The 16,539-nt window shown below is 32.8% G+C and carries 18 protein-coding genes and 1 pseudogene; 8 read left to right on the plus strand and 11 right to left on the minus strand.

Annotated features, from left to right (window positions below; all coding sequences use genetic code 11):
- Positions 1–48 precede the first annotated feature (48 nt).
- Genes ER639_RS08150 through ER639_RS08160 form a run of 3 tightly spaced genes read left to right on the plus strand, consistent with a single transcriptional unit; the run spans position 49 to position 2,045 of the window.
- Positions 49–357, plus strand: coding sequence for a YtxH domain-containing protein (locus ER639_RS08150; protein WP_129065294.1), 309 nt, complete (start codon positions 49–51; stop codon positions 355–357).
- A gap of 32 nt (positions 358–389) precedes the next feature.
- A complete protein-coding gene (locus ER639_RS08155; RefSeq protein WP_129065295.1) occupies positions 390–1,436 on the plus strand; it encodes a YihY/virulence factor BrkB family protein in 1,047 nt (348 codons plus the stop codon).
- Positions 1,437–1,469: 33 nt separating this feature from the next.
- Positions 1,470–2,045 (plus strand): beta-class carbonic anhydrase, encoded by a 576-nt coding sequence (locus ER639_RS08160; protein WP_129065296.1) that lies wholly within the window; start codon positions 1,470–1,472, stop codon positions 2,043–2,045.
- Positions 2,046–2,091: 46 nt separating this feature from the next.
- Here ER639_RS08160 and ER639_RS08165 read toward each other — a convergent pair whose 3' ends face one another.
- The 5 genes from ER639_RS08165 to map form a co-directional block, all read right to left on the minus strand.
- Positions 2,092–2,715, minus strand: coding sequence for a response regulator (locus ER639_RS08165; RefSeq protein ID WP_129065297.1), 624 nt, complete (start codon positions 2,713–2,715; stop codon positions 2,092–2,094).
- A gap of 4 nt (positions 2,716–2,719) precedes the next feature.
- Positions 2,720–3,736, minus strand: coding sequence for a sensor histidine kinase (locus ER639_RS08170; RefSeq protein ID WP_129065298.1), 1,017 nt, complete (start codon positions 3,734–3,736; stop codon positions 2,720–2,722).
- Positions 3,733–4,428, minus strand: coding sequence for a cell wall-active antibiotics response protein LiaF (gene liaF, locus ER639_RS08175; protein WP_129065299.1), 696 nt, complete (start codon positions 4,426–4,428; stop codon positions 3,733–3,735). Before liaF ends, ER639_RS08170 begins: the two co-directional genes overlap by 4 nt.
- A gap of 4 nt (positions 4,429–4,432) precedes the next feature.
- Positions 4,433–4,789: a restriction endonuclease subunit S domain-containing protein gene (locus ER639_RS08180; RefSeq protein WP_129065300.1), complete on the minus strand. Its 357-nt coding sequence runs from the start codon at positions 4,787–4,789 to the stop codon at positions 4,433–4,435.
- A gap of 103 nt (positions 4,790–4,892) precedes the next feature.
- Positions 4,893–5,648: a type I methionyl aminopeptidase gene (map, locus tag ER639_RS08185; protein ID WP_129065301.1), complete on the minus strand. Its 756-nt coding sequence runs from the start codon at positions 5,646–5,648 to the stop codon at positions 4,893–4,895.
- Between the two features lie 138 nt (positions 5,649–5,786).
- Between map and ER639_RS08190 the strand changes: the two genes are divergently transcribed.
- Positions 5,787–6,776, plus strand: coding sequence for an FUSC family protein (locus ER639_RS08190; protein ID WP_129065302.1), 990 nt, complete (start codon positions 5,787–5,789; stop codon positions 6,774–6,776).
- Positions 6,777–6,823: 47 nt separating this feature from the next.
- Here ER639_RS08190 and scdA read toward each other — a convergent pair whose 3' ends face one another.
- From scdA to murT, 4 genes are all read right to left on the minus strand, one after another.
- Complete coding sequence (gene scdA / locus ER639_RS08195; protein WP_129065303.1) at positions 6,824–7,501, minus strand: iron-sulfur cluster repair di-iron protein ScdA; 678 nt, start codon at positions 7,499–7,501, stop codon at positions 6,824–6,826.
- A gap of 70 nt (positions 7,502–7,571) precedes the next feature.
- Positions 7,572–8,702 carry a TIGR04053 family radical SAM/SPASM domain-containing protein gene (locus tag ER639_RS08200; RefSeq protein ID WP_129065304.1) on the minus strand — a complete coding sequence of 377 codons (1,131 nt, stop codon included), beginning with the start codon at positions 8,700–8,702 and terminating at the stop codon, positions 7,572–7,574.
- Positions 8,703–9,116: 414 nt separating this feature from the next.
- The gene (gene gatD / locus ER639_RS08205; protein WP_129065305.1) at positions 9,117–9,842 is read right to left on the minus strand and encodes a lipid II isoglutaminyl synthase subunit GatD; all 726 of its coding nucleotides are present in this window, start codon (positions 9,840–9,842) and stop codon (positions 9,117–9,119) included.
- Positions 9,835–11,151, minus strand: a complete 1,317-nt coding sequence (gene murT, locus ER639_RS08210) for a lipid II isoglutaminyl synthase subunit MurT (RefSeq protein WP_129065306.1) — start codon at positions 11,149–11,151, stop codon at positions 9,835–9,837. The genes gatD and murT overlap by 8 nt, the downstream gene beginning before the upstream one ends.
- Positions 11,152–11,333: 182 nt before the next feature.
- Between murT and ER639_RS08215 the strand changes: the two genes are divergently transcribed.
- The 4 genes and pseudogenes from ER639_RS08215 to ER639_RS12430 all read left to right on the plus strand — a co-directional run.
- Positions 11,334–11,567 (plus strand): FeoA family protein, encoded by a 234-nt coding sequence (locus ER639_RS08215; RefSeq protein ID WP_368665664.1) that lies wholly within the window; start codon positions 11,334–11,336, stop codon positions 11,565–11,567.
- Positions 11,560–13,557 carry a ferrous iron transport protein B gene (gene feoB, locus ER639_RS08220; RefSeq protein ID WP_129065307.1) on the plus strand — a complete coding sequence of 666 codons (1,998 nt, stop codon included), beginning with the start codon at positions 11,560–11,562 and terminating at the stop codon, positions 13,555–13,557. The genes ER639_RS08215 and feoB overlap by 8 nt, the downstream gene beginning before the upstream one ends.
- Before the next feature lie 10 nt (positions 13,558–13,567).
- Positions 13,568–13,735, plus strand: a complete 168-nt coding sequence (locus ER639_RS08225) for a FeoB-associated Cys-rich membrane protein (RefSeq protein WP_129065308.1) — start codon at positions 13,568–13,570, stop codon at positions 13,733–13,735.
- A gap of 36 nt (positions 13,736–13,771) precedes the next feature.
- Positions 13,772–14,311: pseudogene (locus tag ER639_RS12430) on the plus strand (3'-5' exonuclease); the annotation flags it as partial.
- 703 nt (positions 14,312–15,014) lie between these two features.
- On the opposite strand, the gene ER639_RS08235 reads toward ER639_RS12430, so the two are convergent.
- Both ER639_RS08235 and ER639_RS08240 read right to left on the minus strand, forming a co-directional pair.
- Positions 15,015–15,644, minus strand: coding sequence for a FusB/FusC family EF-G-binding protein (locus tag ER639_RS08235; RefSeq protein ID WP_129065309.1), 630 nt, complete (start codon positions 15,642–15,644; stop codon positions 15,015–15,017).
- A 77-nt stretch (positions 15,645–15,721) separates the two neighbouring features.
- A complete protein-coding gene (locus tag ER639_RS08240) occupies positions 15,722–16,483 on the minus strand; it encodes a nucleoside phosphorylase (protein ID WP_129065310.1) in 762 nt (253 codons plus the stop codon).
- Between the last annotated feature and the right edge of the window lie 56 nt (positions 16,484–16,539).

The following is a 16,539-nucleotide window of genomic DNA, read 5'->3' on the forward strand; positions in this document are numbered from 1 at the left end:
AGATGGTAACATCAATTTTTTAAACTTTCTTGAGAGGGGAAAATAAGTATGAACAACAAATTAGTCCCAGCAGTTATCGCTGGTGCAGCTGTAGGTGCTGCAATTTCAATGTTAGACAAAAAGACACGCACTTCTGTAAAAGGAAAAATCTCATCAAATAACACAAATGGTGTTACATCTTCAACACCAAGTACAAAAACTAAAATTTCTAATATTAAAGATGAAGTAATGTATTGGAAAGATGTTATTGAAGAAATTCGTCGTAAAAATCCAGAATTAGAAAAAGCAATTATGGATGCAAAAGATACATTCATTGAAAAGAAAAACCAAAAGAAATTATCAGGTCCAAACCAATAAGTATTAAATATTAAAAATTAGAGGTGAACGTTATGACAAAACAAACATCACCTTCTGAAAACAGGACTCAAGGAAATCCCCTTGAGTCTAATTTTTTAGAAGAGCAAACATCAAAAACAAAAAGTTTTAAAGAAGAACAAAAAGCAAGTAATGAAAACTATGTTTCAATGCAAAAATTTAAATCAAAACAACCTAAGAAAGATGATCAAACATTTTACGTTTCAAAAATAAACAAACCAGCAAAATACAAAGAAAACAGTAATTTTTTAAGCAAACTTTTATTCCGAATTGGTAAAGATGATGTTTCTGGTCTTTCAGCACAATTAGCATATTACTTCTTATTGTCTTTATTCCCAATGTTAATTTTCTTATTAACACTTATTCCGCTATTTCAAATTAAACCGGAAACAATTACGGATATGATTGCTAAAAATGCACCTGGTTCTACTGCTAAAATGATTACAAATATAATTAAAGACGTTATGAGCAATGGTTCTGGTGGATTATTATCATTCGGTTTAATTGCCGCTTTATGGTCTGCATCTAATGGAATGACTGCCTTAATGAACGCATTTAACGTTGCCTATGATGTTGAAGATTCACGTAATGCTATTGTTTCAAAATTAATGAGTGTTTTATTTACTGTAATTATGGTTGTCGTATTTGCAATTGCATTAGCACTACCTGTATTCGGTGGTCAATTAGGCACTTTATTATTTGAAAAAGTCGGCTTAGATGCACAGTTTAAATGGGTCTTTAATTTAGTTAAAGTTGTATTACCTATCTTAGTTACATTTATAGTGTTCACAACTTTATATGCCCTTGCACCTCATGTTAAACTAAAATGGAAGTCTGTTTTACCAGGTGCATTATTTGCAACTGTTGTATGGTTAGGTGCAAGTTTCTTATTTGGTTTCTATGTAAGTAACTTTGCCAACTATTCTAAAACTTACGGTAGTATCGGTGGTGTCATCATCTTAATGCTTTGGTTATATTTAACTGGATTTATTATTATTGTTGGTGGACAAATTAATGCCATCATTCACCGTGACAAAATTAGAAATTTAAACCATTCATAATAACAGATAATATTAACATATACGGAGGCTATCATGACGCTATTATCAGAGATTTTGGAGTATAACAACAAATTTGTAGCTGGCAAAGAATACGAACAATTTGAAACGTCTAAAGTGCCATCTATGAAAGCAGTATTATTAACTTGTATGGATACACGTTTACAAGAATTATCAACACGTGCACTTGGCATGAAAAATGGTGATGTAAAAGTTGTTAAAAATGCAGGTGCTGTTATTTCTCATCCTTATGGTTCTACAATGAAAAGTTTATTAGTAGGTATATATGCGTTAGGTGCTGAAGAAATCATTATTATGGGTCATAAAGATTGTGGTATGGGTAGTATTGATGTAGATGTTGTTTTAGAAGCAATGAAATCACGTGGCATCAGACAAGAAGTCATCGATACATTAAATTATTCAGGCATTGATGTTAATCATTTCTTATCAGGATTTTCTGATGTATATGAAAGTGTAAAGTCAAATATACAAACAGTGATTAATCATCCGTTATTTGATACAAACGTCCCTGTACATGGATTAGTTATTGATCCTCATACTGGTGCTGTTGAATTAGTATACGATGGTTATAAAAAAGAATTTTATAAATAAAAAGAAACACCGTACTTGTTGAAGCATCAACTTGTACGGTGTTTTGTTATTCAATTAAGTCATGTTGAAACGCGTAAATAACAGCTTGTGTTCTATCTTGTACTTCTAACTTACTTAAAATATTACTCACATGTGTCTTTACCGTTTTGATGGTAATATGACTGGCATCAGCGATTTCCTGATTTGAATAGCCTTTAGCAATGAGTAATAAGATTTCTTTTTCACGTTCCGTAAGCATCTCATGTAATTCTGTTTGATGATGCATTCTTTGTCTCATTTTAGTCATCACTTCTTTTTCGAATACAGAATTACCTTGATATGTTTTAATGATGGCATTTTTAATTTCTTCTGCACTACTTGTTTTCAATACATAGCTATCAACGCCAGCATCTAATGCTTGATATACTTCTTTGTCATCGATAAAACTTGTTAACATCACTACTTTAATATGTGGCATTGTTTGCTTAATTATCTTCGTCGCTTCAATGCCATTCATACCATCCATTACCATATCCATTAAAATAACGTCTGGATTTAATTGTCTTGCTTTCTCTATACCTTCTTGACCATTCGAAGCTTCTCCGATAATTTCAATTTCATCTTGCATTGATAAATAGCTTGAAATGCCAATTCGAACCATCTCGTGATCATCGACAAATAATACTTTCATGACATCACTCCTCTATTCCAACTTTAACTTCAATTCTCGTACCACTATTTTTCATTGAAACAATATGACATGCGCCTCCAATTTCTAAGGCACGTTCTTTCATTGTATTTAAGCCATATCTTGTGTCATCAATAGCATTCATATCAAATCCAACACCATCATCAACAATCCTTAAAATGACACTTTGATTCACTTTAAATAATTCAATTGTAATAGTTGTCGCTTTTGCATGCCTTAAAGTATTTGAAATTGCTTCTTGTAATATTCTAAACAAGTGGTCTTCTACGCCTTTTTTCAAAGCTACTTCTTCAATAGAAGTATTCACATTTAACGGAATTTTTTGCTTTAATTCTAGCACTAAGTCACTGATACCTTGCTTTAATGTTTTATTCTTAAGGCCAAGTGGTCTTAAATGTAATAACAATGCTCTCATTTCAAGTTGAGAATCTTGAATCATTTTTTCTAGCAAATTCAATTGCTGCTGAACTTTGGTTTCAGTTGTTGCACTTTTTAAAGCTGACAACATCATACTTGCTGCAAATAATTGCTGAGACACTGAGTCATGCAATTCACGCGCTAAACGTTGTCGCTCACTTTCAACGATTTGCTTTACAATTTCTTCGTTTAATTGATGTGCATCATTAATGACAGATTGACTTTGACGTTTAATATCATTGATTCTTTGATCAACTTGAAGCACTGCTTGATATAACGTACTTGCTTCAAGAGATAAAGATTTATCTTGTGATAAAGGCTCCCCTTGATTAATTTTTTCGATTTGTTCTGTTAAATACTCAGTCTCTTCATTTTGGCTATAAGCAACGATTGATCCCATAATAATACATGCAAGAATAACCACGACATTTAAAAAGATAAATGCAGGTACACCAATAATTTGCGTATATAACATGCCTTGAAAATAAATGATGTTTGTAAAAATACGATCTAAAAAAAAGAAAATTATTGAAAGTGTATATACTAAAATAAGCATCGAACCTATCATTCGTATGTAGTTATTCATCGATATCTCACCTCTAAATCTCCAATAATGGAAGAGGCAAATATTTTAATCTGCACACCATTGTCATACGCTGGCGTTTGATAAGTCATACGTTCATTACGTAATTTTTTAGTATACGTATCTTCGATATGAAGTTGCCCATAAAGTGACGTATAATCTACTTTAACTTGATAATGATATGGAACTGTGATGGTCGTTTTCCCGATAATCGTTCTTACGATAATTAAATTTTGTGATTGTAAATGGGCTGCATTGGTTAAATCAATGGACAAGTCGCCAATTGCATGCTGAATATGCATATCCTCAAATAAATAAACATGTGGTGGTGTCACTTTAAATGAAAACCACGATAAACGTTCTACAGACATTTCATTATGAGCGGTTTGAATCACCTTCATCGGTCTACTTTTATAAATCATATAACGAATACCGACAATGACAAGAAAGCTAAATAAAACAATTAATGTATATGGATTCGATAGAAATCCAAATGATAAAATTATAATACCTAACCAAAATAAAATAAGCCCTCTTAGCTTCTCCTTTAAATAACGACTCAAATAAATAAAGACACAACCTACCAATAATACTAAGATCATTCCTGTACGTTCAAAAAATAAATAATATAAATTAGATAAACAAAACAGTAATATAAAGGCGATCAATATTTCTGAGTTTACTATTTGTTTCACATATTCACCTCAATCCTAATTTAGACAACATAATAATTTGTAATTGTACTTGCTGCTTCTCTTGTTCCAAAGTTTGGAGCATGGCTTCAATACTTTCAATTTCTTCATCAATTGCTGAAATGGCTTTAACTAATGGCAATCGATTATGACGTAAATGATCAGTACATGAAACTTCTATTGATTCTAAAGATTCCTGTACTAAAGACTTTTGTGTTGATAATTGTTTAATTTCAACATGCTTCATTTGTTTTAATAAATTGATTTCAGTAATTTTTTTATAGTAATCGCTTAAATGAATGAGCATTGTATTTTGTACACACTTACGTGCTGTCATATTCATATACTTTCTTAATTTTTGCATACGATTGCCTCCTGTGCAAATTTATCATACTCCATTATAAAAAAAGTTCCAAAGCCGATTAAGAGGCTTTGGAACGAAATTGCACTCGGTCTTTAGTTGTAGATTAATCTTCTAATTTTGTTAATAATAATGGTCCTTCTTTTGTTACAACAATCGTATGTTCAATTTGCGCAACGTAACTGTGATCTTTCGTTTCAAACGCCCATTCATCTTTACCATCTGTGACAACGGTAGCTTTCGTTGAAATAAATGGTTCAACAGCAAGTACCATACCTTCTTTAAATAAATCTTTTTCGAAAGCATCATAATAATTTAAAATATGCTTCGGTTCTTCATGTAAGCTTTTACCGATACCGTGACCCGTTAAATTTTTAATAACAGTTAAATCATTTTTACGTGCAGTTGCATTCACAGCTTTCCCAATTTGAGAAATTTTAGAACCAATTTTAACCTTCTTCATCGCTTCATTAAATGCCATTAAAGCAACATCACAAACTTTTTGTTTTAAAGGATCTGTTGATTCCCCCACTACGAATGAAATACCTGTGTCTGCATAATATCCATTTTTGCATGCAGAAACATCAATGTTAACTAAATCACCATTATTGATAATTCTTGTACCTGGAATACCGTGTGCAACTTCTTCGTTCACACTAATACAAGTATATCCTGGGAAGTCGTATTCTGTGATTGGTGCAGATTTCGCATCATATTCTTCAAAAAGTCTTTTAGCAATCATATCGATTTCTTTCGTAGTCATGCCTGCTTTTGTTTCTTTTTGCATCGTATCACGAATAATGGCACAAATACGTCCAATTTCCTTTAATCCTTCAAGTTCTTCAGCTGTTTTTACTATCATATTGACCGTCCTTTACTATTTATGTCTTTACTTTATTAGTATACAAGTGATTGGTTGATTTTATCCAAAAATATGACTAATATAGATACATTACTTCTATTATATCAAAAATTTTTTAGAATAAAGGATTAAATAAATATGAAAATCAAATGGCTCAACAAATTGATTGGTGCACGTACCATTAAAACTGGTCTTGCTACATTTTTAACTGCTTTGTTTTGTCAGTTGCTGACTTTACCTGCGATATTTGCTGTGATTACGTCCATTGTATCCATCGAACCTACAGCAAAAGCATCGCTTAGAAAAGCTTATGTCAGGTTCCCCGCTTCAATCCTTGGTGCATTTATCGCCGTAACGAGCACCTACTTTTTAGGAGAATCAGCGCTGAGTTACAGTATTGCTGCTACAGTAACTATCTTTGTTTGCTATAAATTGAAATTATATGATGGCTTACTCGTAGCCAGCCTTACAGCCGTTGCCATGGTACCTAACATACATACAGACTTTGCTTATAATTTCTTTTCAAGACTCGCAACAACTACAATTGGCCTAGGTACTGCAGGTGTGGTCAATTTCTTTGTATTGCCACCAAAGTACATCAATCAAATTAAACAATTGCTAGATATATTTGAAACAAAAATGATGAATACTTTAAATACACGCATCAATGAGATTACTAATGAAAAAATTACTTCTAACACAACTGAGCAATTAATGGTTGAAACAGATAAATTAATCTCTAAGATTGAACAATTAAAAGGCTATCAGAAAGAAGAATTACAATTTCATAAAAACACTGAAAAACAATTAGAGCTGGCTCAAATTACGCATCGTTTAAACGTCAATCGTTTAATACAATTACATATCAATCATTTGATTATGTTGCCACATGATATACAGCTGCATTTCAGTGAAGAAGAACAAACAGCGATGAATCACTTAATTCAATCATTTCATCAATTTGGTGAAACGAGAATTTATGAGCCTCACAAACCATCACTGAGCCTACTTAAAATGAGTGTCAAACATCTTGATGAATTTGATGAAAACCAATTTAAAAATCATATGATATATGAAATATTAATGATTAATAAATTATTAGAGCAACACCCAAACAAACGCCGATGACAGTCATCGGCGTTTGTTTTTTCATATGTTTGACATAAATAATTAAATTATTTTAATCTTTCAAATAACACATTATTTTCTAAATGCACATGTTGGAAAGTAGCCGCCTCTAACATTGCTAAACGTTGGTATACTACTCTGTATGTACCACATGCATCCATCGGTGGTGTGAAATCATTTGTAATTTCACGCATACGTTTTAATATGTCTCCTGCCCCATCATGTTCAGATTCTAGTTCTTCGATGTGTGGTGCAAGTTGAGCTTTTAATTCATCTGTTGGATTTTCTGAATAAGCAATTACTAATGGGAATACATTTTCATCTTCATCTTTCGTATGATCTAATAATTCATCACGTAATTTCATTACTAATACTTTTAATTCAAGTAAGTGTGGGTGTCTTTCACCATGAACTTTTGCTACTTTTGTTACGTACGGCATTAAGTTTTTAAATTCTTCTTCAAGTGGTTTATGGAATTTATTTTGAATATAGATAATTAAACTTCTATTATCTAAATATTGAACATCTAATCCATCATTACTACCTTGGTCTAAACTATTAATTTCTTCTAATAATGCATCTAATGGTTTACTTTTTTCATTAATGGCTTCTTCTAATGCAATATTCCCTCCACAACAAAAATCAATGCGGTTTGCACGGAAAATATCTGCTGATTTTGGTAAAGCTTTTACGATTTCTGAAACTTTCATATCTTTTGTAATCATTATAATTCCTCCAAATTTTAACTTACTTTTTTATATTTTTTAACCCAACATTGCTTATTAATTTTTTAAACTATGCTTTTTTTAATGCTCTTTGATGCTTAATCCATTCTTTTGGATTGTATACACAATACGGTTCTGACGCCATGTAATCGCCAGTAACAGCGTATGCACGACTTCTAGAGCCCCCACATACATAACGGAATTCACACATGCCACATTTACCACTAAATAGATCTGGATTTCTTAAATTTTTAAGTATTGGTGAATTCACATAAATATCACTTAAAGGCTTTTCTCTCACATTGCCACAATTCACTGGCAATAAGCCACTCGGATAAACATGACCTAAATGAGATACAAATACAAAACCATTGCCATCATTAACACCTTTAGGCGCACGCCCTAAGCCATCAATTGTATTAATATCCATTGTAGATAAGCTGTCTTCGTATTTAATCGCATCAAATGTACCCGATTTTTTCATTTCTCGTATTTTCTCTTGTAATACAACGCGACGATAATGTTGTGCTGAAGTTGTTTTAATACCAAATGATGCTGTCTTTCTTAATTGATTTAAAAATCTAAACACGCGTTCATGATCTTCAGGCGAAACCATATCTTCTGTCTTGCCACGGCCAGTTGGCACTAAGAAAAAGACACTCCATAAAACACAACCTAAATCTTCAACCATTTGTGCCATTTCTTCTAAATAATCAATATTGTATCTGCTAATTACCGTGTTGATTTGTAATGGCATTTTAAGCTCTTTTAAGTATTGAATGGCGTTCATCGTTAAATCAAAACTACCTTCAGTGCCACGAAAATGATCATGAATCTCTTTCGTATGCCCATCAATACTAAATGCCCAGCGTGATAAACCTACATTTTTAGCACGTTCCATATTTTCCTTAGTCACATTAGGTGTCGCACTTGGTGTCATTGACACTCTCACACCTTTTTTAACTGCATATTCGCTCAGTTCAAAAATATCTTCACGCATCAATGGATCTCCGCCAGTAAAAACAAGCATTGGGCCATCCATCTTAGCAATATCATCAATTAATGCTTTACCTTCTTGTGTCGTTAATTCATATGGATTGCGATTAACTTGAGCTTCAGCTCGACAATGTAAACAATGTAGTTCACAAGCTCTTGTTACTTCCCAAATTACGATAAACGGTTTTTCGTTATAATCCAGCATCTTATCACCTCGTCGATATTTACAATTATGATTATACACCTAAAAGTTACATTTTAAATACATCTTTAAGTTTGTTTTTAATATTGTCACAAATAAAATTGGAGACTGGGACAAAAACGTTCAGCAACAAGTAAAAACTGAACATGAACCAAAATCGCTTTTTGATTTTGAGTGAATGTGAAGTTCTTTACCGAAGTTGCTGTTTTTGTACCGTTGATTAGAAGACTGGGACAAAAACATGACAAAAAATGAGTGATTGATTATGTCCCCTAATGATAAACAGACTAAACGGCGGAACATAAGTTGCCACTACTACAAAAACCGAACAAAAACGATAAATCAAAAAGCGATTTATACGTTTTGCTCGGTTTATGCTTGTGGCAGAACACTTATGTCCCAGCCTCTCCATTTACATTATTTATTTTCTAACAAGCGCTTAACAATAACGCTTTTTGCCGCTTCTTCAACACGGTTATCAATCATTTGATTATCAAATTTAATCCCTTTACGTTCGCAAGCTGCACGTAATAAATAATCGGTAATTTCATGATTTTTCGGTAAGATTGGTCCATGTAAATATGTACCTAATAAGTTTTTATAATGAATGCCTTCTTTTTTATCGGTATCATTATTACCATAACCACTTACGACATTACCAAGTGTGTTATATTGATGATATGTTCTACCACCGTGATTCTCAAAGCCTACGATTTGACCAAATGTCTCAGATTCTATAACAATATTACCAATTAAGCGGTCCTTTTTTGATTCTGTATAAAAGTCTAAAATGTTTAGCCCTTTTAATTCTTGGCCATCCAACGTAATGTACTTCTCACCTAAAAATTGATAGCCACCACAAATCGTTAATGCTGGCATGCCATCTTCAATAGCTGCTTTAAATTCATCTTTAATTCTAAATAAATCATCTGTCGCTATTTTTTGTTCGCGGTCACTGCCGCCACCAATAAATAAAATATCTGCATCAGATAATTGAATACCTGCTGTTGAATTGATATCTGTAACAGTAACATCGACACCAGCCCATTTTGCACGTTGTTTAAGTGCAATGACATTACCGATATCACCATATAAATTTAATTTATCAGGCATAAAATGAAATATATTAATTGTTTTATCCATTGTGTGCCTCCTCAAAGTAATGATTTAACGCTTGGTGCATCGGTTCTAAAGACGTATAGTTTGGTACACAAACTGTATAATCCGACTGATCTAAAATGGCTTTTGTCGCTGCTTTAATGTCTTGGTTTACCATGATATCTGCATTAATTTCTGCATATTTTAATCGAAGTGCTAATTCTTCAGCACGTTGACCAGTACACATAATCTTATCGATGTTTTGGCGACTTAACTTTTCAAAATCAGCATCCCAAATCCAAGATACATCACGTCCATCAGCACCATTGTCGTTTAAGCTAATTAAATAACTTTTCGTACCTTCAATCTTTTCACCAACGGATAAGCTTGCATTTAAACCTGCTGGATTTTTTGCAAGGTTAATGATGGCTTGCTTTGTCCCATTGTCATAATGTTGCATACGCCCGTTATCTGATTGATATGTTGAGAATCCTTTTTCAATAGAATCATCGTTCAAACCAAGTTCTCTTAATACACTGTATGCCGCAATCATATTAAATACGTTAAAATCACCAGCAAGTTTTGTGTTAAATGTCTTACCATTGATCGTTGGGTTTAAGTATGGTGTTTCTGTTAACTTTGTAATTTCATATTTCGGTGTTTCACGTTTAAAGCCACAAGAACAATGATAGTGACCGATTTGATTGTAATGAATATGATCATATTCAAGTAACTTACCGCAGTTTGGACAATATTTACTTTCAATCATCGTACTTTCTTCAAATGTATGAATACCGTCCTTCATACCGTAGTAAACGACATTTTGACTTGCTATCTTTAATCTTGATACAAATGGATCATCTGCATTTAAAATAAGCTGAATGCCACGCCCTTTAATATTATCCGCAATTTTATCTACTAAAATATCAATTTCACCAAAGCGATCCATTTGGTCACGGAAAAAGTTTGTAAACACCATTTTTGTTGGTGTCATTTCTTTCATCACACGTTCAATTGATCCTTCATCAATTTCAATAATTGCGAGTTTCGTGTCTTTTTTCGACTGCACAATAAAGCTCGCAGTGATGCCTGCTGCCATATTCGCACCTTCAGTGTTATGAATAATAGAGATGCCATTGGCTTTTAATGTATGTCCTATTAAATTGCTCGTTGTCGTTTTTCCATTTGTACCAGAAATGAATACAATCTCATCAACTTGATGACTTAGTTTTCTTAAAATTTGTGGGTCTATTTTGCGCGCAATTTGTCCAGGTAAATCTGTTCCGCGTTTACCCGCCATAATGCTTGCACGTCTTGCCAATTTGGCAACATTTTTCGCTAAAAAGATACTCATAACTACCTCCTATTATCAACAATTTATTATAGCATTACTGTTTAAAATATCCTATTGTCATTACTTTATTCTTATTATAATTCTCTCAAGGAAAACCTCAAAAATTTACTTGTTTTGAACGCTCTTATATGCTATTCTTCTAATTGAGAATGATAATCATTAATTGTTTAGAGGTGTTCATAATGAACGTTAGTACAGCAAAATTAAATACGCTATATAAAATTAAATCTTTAGATTTTGTAAATCAAATGCTTGCCCACCGCTTGAATGCCTTAGGATTCACAGAAGGTGCAGTTGTAAAAGTATGTAACAAGAAATTATTTAAAGGACCTTGTACTTTAGAAGTGAATGGTCAACATATTTGTATAAGAAATTGCGATGCATGTTGCATTAAATTGGAGCAGTGTGATGCTTAATTATTGTTTAATCGGAAATCCAAACGTAGGAAAAACATCTTTATTCAATGCGTTAACAGGTAATTATGAATATGTGGGTAACTGGAGTGGTGTAACCGTTGAAAAGAAAGTTGGGAACTTAAAACAAAATATCGGTACGATGGTAGATTTACCGGGGATATATGATTTGTTACCTATTTCTAAAGATGAAACAGTGGTAACAAATTTTTTAATTCACGATCAATTTGATGGCGTCCTAAATATTGTAGATGCTGCACAAATCAAACGTAATTTATTATTAACGATTCAAATGTTAGAATATGGAGCACCAATGATTATAGGATTAAACATGATGGACGTTGCATTGAATCGTGGTATAAAAGTAGATTATCAATTGCTCATGCGTAAACTAAAAACACCAATTCTGCCAATCATCGCAAGAAGTGGTAAAGGGACAAATGAAGTATTAGACGCGTTAAAATCTCATGATATTAAAGCAAGACCTTTAATCATTCGTTATGATCAAGTAATCGAATCAAGCATTGAACGTATTTCAAAGACGATTCAAAATAAAGTTCGTCTAAATCCCATCCACTTTAGATTCTTAAGCATTCAATATTTATTAGATAACAAAGCTGTAATAGATTATTTTAACCAACAATTATCAAATGAAGACCTCAATGTACTTAATCAAATTAAGACAGAATTAGTGCAAAGTGATATCAACATTAAACAATCAATTCAAAATAGCAGAAACAGTTATTTAGATACGCTTTTATCTGGTGTTGTCACTTATACGAAGGAAAATCAAACACCACTAACTGACAAAGTGGATAAACTTTTAACACACCGTATTTTTGGTATACCTATCTTCTTATTTGTGATGTGGTTGATTTTCCAAACAACATTTACATGGATTGGTACACCGCTATCTGATATGTTAGATGGTTTTATAGGTGGCACGGTTACTGATTTCACGAAATCAATCATGCAGCAAGTGCATGTCATGCCTTTTTTACAAGATTTAATTACAGACGGAATCATTGCTGGGGTTGGTGGCGTATTGGTATTCGTGCCACAAATCCTTGTATTATTCTTCTTCATCTCTTTACTTGAAGACTCTGGATACATGGCAAGAATTGCTGTCATTATGGACCGTGTTATGGAAGTATTCGGGTTAAACGGTAAATCATTTATTCCAATGATTATTGGATTTGGATGTAACGTACCTGGTATTATGGCAGCACGCAGTATTGAAGAAGAAAAAGAACGCATGACAACTATTTTAATTGCACCATTTATGTCATGTTCTGCACGATTACCTGTGTATGCATTATTTGCAGGTGTATTCTTTAAAGAAAACCAAGCAACCATCGTATTAAGTTTATACGTTATTGGTATTGTTGTTGCGTTAATCGTAAGTTATATCCTATCAAAAACAATATTAAAAAATGATTCATCCGTATTCATCGTTGAATTACCACCTTACCGTCTCCCTGCTGTAAAAACCTTATGGCGTAGCACATGGGAGAAAGGTAAAGGATTCGTTAAAAAAGCCGGTACATTTATCTTTGGTGGTTCAGTAGTTATTTGGTTATTAAACTATGCTGGTCCAGGTGGATTTGGTGTTGATATTGATCATAGTTTCTTAAGCATCATTGGTGGTGTTATTGCACCATTACTATTGCCACTTGGATTCAGTTCATGGCAAGCAGGTGCTACTTTAATCCCTGGATTCTTAGCAAAAGAAGTTGTTGTTAGTGCAATGGCCATCATTTATGCAGTAGATGATAATGCTTTAATCCATACAATTAGAGAACAATTCACTCCATTATCAGCATATAGCTTTATGTTATTTATTTTGTTATACATACCATGTTTATCAACAGTCGCAGCCATTCGAAAAGAAACAACATCATGGAAATGGACGATATTTGCAATGACTTATCCAATAGCAATCGCATATTTATTATCGATGCTTGTTTATCAAATCGGACAACAATTCATATAAGGAGGATTTTATGACACTATTAATTAATGCAGTACTTATATTAGCAATCTTTGGCTATGCAGCATATACACTCATTAAATTCTTCAAAAAATCAAAAGAAGGCAAATGCAACACATGCAGTTCGAATTGCCATTGTGAAACACAAATCAATATTGATACAATAAAAGATAAGCGATAGCTTATCTTTTTTATTATGAACAAAAAGGAGCATCACATGAACGCATTCGTTGCATTAGACTTTGAAACAGCCAATTCATCCTTCGCATCACCTTGTAGTATTGGTATGGTAAAAATTATCGACAATATGATGGTAGAAGAATTTTATACCATGATTAATCCGAAAACACACTTCTCACCATCCAATATCGCCATTCATCATATCAAACCAAGCGACGTTACAAACGCACCGACATTCAATGAAGTATGGCCACACATGTTAGATTTCATTGGCGATTTACCAGTCGTTGCACACAATGCGCAATTTGATATGAATGTCATCTACCAAACATTAAAGAAAAACAATATCGAAATACCAACATTGAAATACTTCTGCACACGTATCATGGCAAGAAAGACAATCTCAACATACAGCTATTCACTTAAGAACTTAATGAACTACTATCACATCGATTTTCATGGTCACCACCATGCATTAAACGATGCAAAAGCATGTGCGATGATTGCAGTTAGACTATTAAAGTCATACGACAGCCTGGATGATTATTTAAAACACAATAAAAAATATTTAAGCAATATGAAAAACAATGCCACACAAACAAGAAATAAATACATACGAGACTTAATGCAAATACAACCCGAAACAAACGCCAACCCTGATCACCCCTTCTATCAAAAGAAGATTGGCATATCTGGCACCTTGCATTTACCAAGAAAGAAAATCGTACAATACATTGTCAATCAAGGTGGCACCTATATCGAAGACGTCAACGAACCCATCGACTACTTTATACATGGTAAACAAAAAGAAGACAAAGCATCCAAAAAAGAAGGCATCATAAGAAATAAAATCGCACTCGGTAGCGACATAACACTCATCAACGAAGAAAAATTAAAAGCCATGATGATGTTTTTCAATTAAAAAGGTGCTTCTCTGCCATTTAAAGAAAATCAATAAAAATGTCCGAAGTACAACATGACTTCGGACATTTTGGTTACTTTCTGTGTGTCATTTCGTTTGAAATGTCCGAAATTAATCGTGACTTCGGACATTTTGGTTACTTTCTGTGTGTCATTTCGTTTGAAATGTCCGAAATTAATCGTGACTTCGGACATTTTGGTTACTTTCTGTGTGTCATTTCGTTTGAAATGTCCGAAATTAATCGTGACTTCGGACATTTTGGTTACTTTCTGTGTGTCATTTCGTTTGAAATGTCCGAAATTAATCGTGACTTCGGACATTTATTAATTTTTAAGCTTCAAACTATACATACTAACTTCTATTGCACTTTATTAACAAATTGATATAACTTTTCGATATCATCTAAATGTTGATTACAAACGTTACTATCATAACAAATGTAATCACCCTTTTTCGTATAAGTACCATCACTATTCGATTTTGTCTTATTTAGAAATAATGCAACATCAGACTCATTTTGACAAATCGAACAAAACCCTTTTACCTTCGTCGGTGACAATTCACCATACATCCCTTTAAACGTATCAGATTGATCTTTATAAATCATATATTTACGATTAGCAGCAGGATCATTCCACCCTAAATAACTCATCATCTGTAAATCCAATTGATCACTTGGTGGTGTCTTTAACTTCTTCACCTTTTTGAAAAGCTTCTCAACCTGCTTTATAGAAGGCATCTCAAACGGTTCAACAAACTGCTTTAACTCAGAAATAATACTCGCAGCTCTCTGCTTCGAAAGCCTAATATCATCAAACTTTTCAATTTGAGAAGAAGCATCAATATCATTTACAATAAAAATCGTACGAATCTCATCTAAAATAATATTCTTCTGTGCCTTATTCGTCGTTGGATCATTCGTTTTATAAATCTTAAGTAATTGACTCACCTTAATCATCACTTGTGCAAATTCGTATGCTTTAATCATAATAAATACCTCACTTTAGTGATATGAGTATAGCATAAATTGAAGACTAGGATAATAAAAAGTGAACTCCATCAAAATTATAATAACTTCTTGATTCTTTTAGCTACTTCTAACCCAATATAAAATTTATCCATATCATGATTCGCATTCGATAGTCCTTCTACTTCGTAACTATGTTCAGATAATACATCACCAGTGGCTAAAAAATTATACAATTCAAATTCGTGAAAATCACAAATAGCTTGAACACCAGCCAATTCCATATCTACTGCAATACAGCCATCATCTATACGTTTATTTACATTATTCTTTGTCTCTCTTAACATCGCATCGGTCGTCCAAGTTTTACCTTGGATATAAGGAATATTCATTTCATTAAACCATTCTGCCAATCGATTACTATTTTTAATCTTTATATAATCACTTGGTTTTTTATAATGATATGACATCCCTTCATCCCTATAAGTTTCTGTAGATAAAACATATTTATTTTCAGTTAAATTTTTATTTAAACTGCCAGCTGAACCAAACATAATAAAATGAGACGCACCCGTAAGCCAATTCGCTTCAACACACATATGAGAAGCTACAGCAGATCCAATACCCGATAAATAAAATCCAATTTCTAATCCCTCATGTTTCATCTTATAAATCGGTGTTTTCCCATTACATGCACCAATCTCTCCAATCAATTCACATTCATAATTTTGTAGGATTGTGTCATGTATTTTTTTAGAAAGAATGATAAAACAAGTATCTATCAATTGTTTACTCTTTCCATAAAACATCTCAAGATTTACAATCCCTTCTGAATCAATATCAAATGAATCCGTAATCATAACATCACCTCTTTTGATGATTATATCAACAGGTATATAGTTTAAAAATAGACAAT

The sequence above is a fragment of the Macrococcus sp. DPC7161 genome (assembly GCF_004117835.1).
Lineage (GTDB): Bacteria > Bacillota > Bacilli > Staphylococcales > Staphylococcaceae > SDSC01.